This is a genomic window from Bradyrhizobium sp. LeoB3, from assembly GCF_055456055.1.
In genome coordinates this window covers 1-6,016 of sequence record NZ_JBVBEF010000192.1, presented here as the reverse complement: position 1 = coordinate 6,016, position 6,016 = coordinate 1, and the positions used below count along the sequence as shown (strand labels likewise).

Genomic DNA, 6,016 nt, shown 5'->3' with positions numbered 1-6,016 from the left:
CATCTCGCCGCGACGCGATCATTCGCCGCATTCCTTGCACCGCTTCGCAAGACCGAGTGGGTCGTCTATGCCAAGCGTCCGTTCGGCGGCCCTGAGGCCGTGCTGGCTTATCTGTCGCGCTATACCCACCGCGTCGCCATCGCCAACAGCCGCCTGATCGCCTTCGACCAACACGGCGTCGCCTTCAGGTGGAAGGATTACCGGGTCAAGGGCCGCGACCGTCAAAAGCGCATGACGCTCGCTACCTTCGAGTTCATCCGCCGCTTCCTCATCCACGTGCTGCCAAAGGGCTTCCACCGCATCCGCCACTACGGCCTGCTGGCGCGCGGCGCTTGCGCCGGCAATATCGAACGCGCGCGCGAGCTGCTCGCCGTCAAAGATCGTGAGGATGAGGCCGCCGAGACCATTGCCGACATCAGCAAGCCACCATGTCCATGCTGCGGCGGCCGCATGATCGTCATCGAGGTCTTTGAGCCAGGCGCAACGCCTCGCCATCAATCGACCGCGCCAACCCGCCTCATCAGGATCGACACCTCATGACCGCGCGACCGCCATTCCGCAAAACTGGTCATCTCGCCAGCTGCCCATCGACTGGCCACGGCGGAGTGCACCCGAACGCTCTTATGTCATCGCCAATCCGCCAACAGTTCCTAGAGTTCGACGCTGCCCACGATTCATTCAACGACCGCAACACCGGCGCGCAACTCGCCGCATCGGTTCGAACTCGATCGGCCAACTCGCCCGCAGCGCTCAAATCCCCATAGTGTCTGCCGCGCCACTCCACCCGCCATGCGCGGTTTCCTCCCTTGGAGGCTTTCGGACGCCGGCCGCCCGAATACGCCGCGCCCTCCCCCAGGCGGCCGGCATCCGAAACCCTTCACACAAGCGGAAGTCGCTGAATGAATGATGCCGCCAACTGACGGCGGGCCTAATTCATCTTTTGCCGGAGCTTCCTGATGATCTCGCGGAGGTCGGCCGCATACTCCTCGATCACGCGCCGCACTTCTTCCAAGCGCGACGGCTTAGACTCTCGGCCCTCAGCTTGTTTGTCGAGCTCCGGCACGGCCCGATGGTCCGAAACGGGGATGGGCGGCCTTTGAGTTAGATCAAGGGAATGTCGTTTACGGGCTTTGGCGGGCACGGCCCTTGTGCCTTCCAGCCCAGGGGAAGGTGTCGGGGCGCGGAAGGTGGGACTATCCCACCCTGGCCCGGGCTCAAAAAAGGCATTGATCCAAATCAACATGACCGAAGATTCAGCCCACCATCATCTGCCCGTATTTTGCCGGAATCGCATAACGCCGGGCAGGGTTCTCGTCAGGCTGAAGCAGCCTCAAAGCTTTCGAGCAACATCGGCTGATGGAATTGGAGGGGTGCACATGAAGACTTTCAAGATTGCTCTCTCAGGTGTGGCTTTGACCGTGCTGACCGTTGCGTCAGCTTTCGGTCAGCAGACCACGGGCGTTCGTGGCTCGCCTGATGCTACCACGACGATCGACGGCCGCTATCTGCCGCCCCCTCCGCAAAAATTCGACGGCCAGATCAATCTCAATGCTCTCCAGTCACAGCCCGGCTGGCCCGCGCGCGTCGTGCCGCCGAAGGGAGCGCCGAATGTCCTGCTCATCATGACCGACGATGTCGGTTTTGGTGCGCCGTCGACCTTCGGCGGCGTCATTCCGACGCCCGCACTGGACAGGATCGCAGCCGAGGGGCTGCGCTACAACAATTTCCACTCGACCTCGCTGTGCTCGCCGACGCGAGCGGCGCTCATCACCGGACGAAATCACCACTCGGTAGGCTTCGGCGTGATCTCCGAGATCGCGACGGGCTACCCCGGCTATAACAGCGTAATCGGCAAGGACAGCGCCACGATCGGCCGCATCCTGCTGGAGAACGGCTATCGCACCTCGTGGTTCGGCAAGAACCACAACACGCCGGTCTATCAGACCAGCCTGGCCGGCCCGTTCGACCAGTGGCCGACTGGCATGGGTTCGAGTACTTCTATGGTTTCATGGGCGGCGACACCGACCAGTGGACGCCCGGCTCGCTGTTCCGGAACACGACGCACATCCAGCCCTACCTCGGAAAACCCGACTGGAATCTGACCACAGCCATGGCCGATGACGCCATCCAGTGGATGAACGGGCTCAACGACGTCAATCCGGAGATCCCGTTCTTCCTGCACTACGTTCCAGGCGGCACGCACGCGCCGCACCATCCGACTCCCGAATGGATCAAGAAGATCAGCGACATGCATCTGTTCGACAAGGGCTGGAATGCCTTGCGCGATCAGATCTTCGACAACCAGAAGAAGCTTGGCGTGATCCCTGCCGATGCGAAGCTGACGCCGTGGCCCGACGATCTATTGAAGAGTTGGGATAAGCTCACTGACGTTGAGAGGAAGCTGTTCATCAAACAAGCCGACGTGTACGCGGCGTATCTTGCCTATACTGATCACGAGATCGGCCGCGTGATCCAGGCGGTCGAGGACATGGGCAAACTCGACAATACGCTCATCATCTACATTAGCGGCGACAACGGTGCTTCAGCCGAGGGGTCGGTTACCGGGACAGTCAATGAGGCTTTGCCGTTCAATGGCATCGACATGAGCGCTGAACAGCAAATGCCGTGGTATGACGCCTGGGGGTCGGCGCAAACCTACCCGCACTATGCGGTGGGATGGGCCTGGGCCCTTTGCACTCCGTACAAATGGACCAAGCAGATTCCCTCGTTCTTCGGCGGGACGCGCCAGGGCATGGCAATCTCCTGGCCGGCCAAGATCAAGGATAAGGGCGGCATCCGCTCCCAGTTTCACCATGTTATCGATATCGTTCCGACGTTGTTGGAGGCCACCGGCATTCCAGCCCCTGTTATGGTCGATGGCGTCGGCCAGAAGCCGATCGAAGGGGTGAGCATGGGCTACACTTTCGACAAGGCCAACGCGAACGCGCCGTCCACGCACCGGACCCAGTATTTCGAGATGTTGAGCGTGCAGGGACTGTACAATGACGGCTGGATGCTGAGCGCCGTTCCGATCCGTGCCCCCTGGCAATTGGCCGGCGCGGCGGTTGCCGATCCTGCCACCGCGTTCAAGTTCGAGCTTTATGATCTCGGCAATGATTGGACGCAGTCAAACGACGTCGCGGCGAAGTACCCGGTCAAGGTGCAAGAGATGCGGGACCTGATGTTCGGCCAGTTTGCCAAATATCAGGTGCTGCCGCTGGACGGCTCGGCGTCAACGCGCTTTGTCACGCCCCGTCCGAGCATGGCGGCAGGACGCAACGTCTTCACCTATTCGGGTACGCCCATGAGCATGCCCAATGGCAACCAGCCGAGCCTGCTGAACACCTCCTTCACGATAACGGCCGAGATCGACGTGCCGCAGAACGGCTCCGAGGGCGTGATCATCGGCGAGGGAGGACGATTTGCCGGATACGCGCTGTACTTGGTGAAAGGCAAACCCGTGTTCACTCAGAACCTGCTCGACCTCGAACGGGTGCGCTGGGAAGGCACAGACGCGCTTGGTCCTGGCAAGCACACGATCGTGTACGACTTCCACTATGACGGGCTCGGCGCCGGCACGCTCGCGTTCAACAATGTCAGCGGCGTCGGCCGCGGCGGAACGGGGACCCTGAAGGTGGACGGGACGGCGGTGTCCATGAAACGGATGGAGCGCAGCATTCCCCTTGGCTTGCCGCTCGATCAGACGTTCAACATCGGCACCAGCGGTGCCACACCTGTCGACGACCGCGACTACAAGGTCCCGTTCCCGTTCACGGGCAAGATCAACAAGGTGACCCTTGCCGTCGCCCCTCCGAAGCTGACGCCGGAGGATGAGAAGAAGCTGATGGAGGCGAGTCGCGCCGCACAAGACGCGAAGTGAAGTGATGCATCAGCTGATGACGGTGGGCGCGTGCTGAGCTTGGCGCGCGCTCGACCACCGCGAAGCGTTCAGGAGCGCTGATCCGAGTCCGCTCCGGGTCAATCGCGACGGTTTTGCCCGATCTCGATCCGGTCCGGTCTACCCCTTCAGAGCCGACATGGAGGCGACAGGCGGATGTTGTCGCGAAGGGTCAAAACGGACTCACGGGCCATGCACATTCGCCGCGCGCCGCCTATTGCTGCAATCTGCTTTCAAGCAGCCGGTCGCGGAGCTCCTCCGATACAAAGCGCTCCGCCCGCTGCCATGCCTCGTCATTGTCGCCGCGGAACTGGAAGTACTTCCGGAACACGACGCGCTGGGATGTTGTATCGATGGCGACAGTCTGCGCAAACTGCACCAGAGTGCTCATCTTATGAACGCCCCCGATGATCAGGACTTGCGCGCCGGCCTGTGACGCCGCGCGCAGCCGATCGCGCAACGCCGGTCCGTCGGTCGGACAATTTGGTGCGCAGGAGGACAGCACGAGCTCAAAACGGCCGTCTGCCGTGACATCGTCCCGCAGCGAGGTCATGAAAGCCCGCAATCGCTTTTCATGCACGGCCGTCTGATCGGTGGGCTCGTTCGAAGTGTCTCTATAGTAGAAATCGTCGACGGAGACAGCCAAGGCGTGGCCGGCGGTCCCGGCGGATGCATCTGAGATGAGGCTGCTGGATCCCAGACCGGTGAACAGGCCGGCTGTGGCAAGAGCGTGCAAGAGTAGGGCGTGGCGCATGGCGATGACTCGATCTGTTACGCATCCACCATCGTTTTGCTTCGAACTATGCTGAGCGCATTTTCGGCGGAAGTGTAGTGAACAATCGGTAATCGTGGGAGAGCCCTATCTTTCACAAGCGGCATCGGCGAGCTGCGCTAACCCCAGAGACGGGCAAAGGCTTTAAACTTGGGGTTTGAAGTTCGTTACGCAGTGGGACGGAAGTTCGCGGCGAGGATTCCTTGCGTTGCGGAATGTCGGCTTCGGGTCTTGGCTGTGTGAAAACGCCAAGGCGCTTGATGGCGATAGAAGAAATCGTTCGTCCGAGACTGTCTTAGCCCTCAAACTCGCAAGCGCACTCAACTTTAAGAACGACCTGAAGGATGTAATTCCCGTCGCGTTTCGATATTTCGCGTTTTTACACAGCCAGGGTCATAAGCCGGCGTTACGGCCCACCCCAAGCTCGGTCTGCCTTACATTTCGAAGCAGACTTTGGCGGCCACAGCGGCCAACGTCGGCTATGGGCCCAACAGGCGACGTAGGGCGAAACCCCGAGTGCGAACCGCTTAATGCGTCAACTCATTTCGATATGTGGAGCTGCGGTCGTACGGGGCGGTAACATCATAACATTACGTGCCGGCTTGACCTTCGACTTTTTGCGCCCCTTGGCGGCGTTGCGTTTCGCACCATTTTAAGTGGGCTGGGAACCACATGCGTATGGAGCATGCTGATGGCCACTAGCACCGAGAAACACCATGAGAACCATCCTCATCGCCATGGCCCGAATTGCGGACACACCGCGGTTCGCCATGGCGGGCATGTGGACTATCTTCACGATGGTCATCTTCACCATATGCACGAGGATCATGTGGACGAACATGTTATCCCGATCGATGCAGCAAATCCTGTGAACTGCACCCCTCACGTCCACTGCTCACATACTCACGGTCCAGGCTGCAGACATGAACAGGTGCCGCATGGAGACCATGTCGATTATCTCGTAGACGGCAGGCTGCATCATCCACACGGTGATCATTGCGATGATCATGGGCCTCTGCAGTTAGCCTGAGGACGTTAGCCTGAGGACGCCAAAGACTACCCATCGAGCCGCATGAGCGCAATCGGCGATCTGCCCAAAACGACCTCACCGGGGGGGATTTGAGCGCTGCGGGCGAGCTCGTTGATTGAGATCGAGTCGGCCCAACGAGTTGCGCGACGGTGAAGTCGCTGACGAATGCGTGGCGGATGGCCTTGAACTCGACAAGTTGTCCGACGATTTGCGACGGCTGGTGGATATCTGGGCGCGCGCTGCCGTGGCCGGTCGAGGGCCAGCGAGCGCGGCGAGCGGATTTGCGGGATTGCGGCACGGTCAAGAGGTGTCGATC

General features: G+C 60.6%; 3 protein-coding genes and 1 pseudogene. 3 read left to right on the top strand and 1 reads right to left on the bottom strand.

Annotated features, from left to right (window positions below; all coding sequences use genetic code 11):
* Together ACZXDY_RS44220 and ACZXDY_RS44215 are read left to right on the top strand one after the other, a co-directional pair.
* A partial coding sequence (locus ACZXDY_RS44220; RefSeq protein WP_464349806.1) for an IS91 family transposase occupies nt 1-540 on the top strand: 540 nt, incomplete at its 5' end.
* A gap of 836 nt (nt 541-1,376) precedes the next feature.
* Nucleotides 1,377-3,880: pseudogene (locus tag ACZXDY_RS44215) on the top strand (arylsulfatase).
* Nucleotides 3,881-4,112: 232 nt separating this feature from the next.
* On the opposite strand, the gene ACZXDY_RS44210 reads toward ACZXDY_RS44215, so the two are convergent.
* On the bottom strand, nt 4,113-4,652 hold the full coding sequence (locus tag ACZXDY_RS44210) for a DUF2380 domain-containing protein (RefSeq protein WP_464349805.1): 540 nt from the start codon (nt 4,650-4,652) through the stop codon (nt 4,113-4,115).
* A 1,163-nt stretch (nt 4,653-5,815) separates the two neighbouring features.
* On the opposite strand from ACZXDY_RS44210, the gene ACZXDY_RS44205 reads away from it, so the two are divergent.
* The coding region (locus ACZXDY_RS44205) for a hypothetical protein (RefSeq protein WP_464349804.1) at nt 5,816-6,016 on the top strand (201 nt) is incomplete at its 3' end.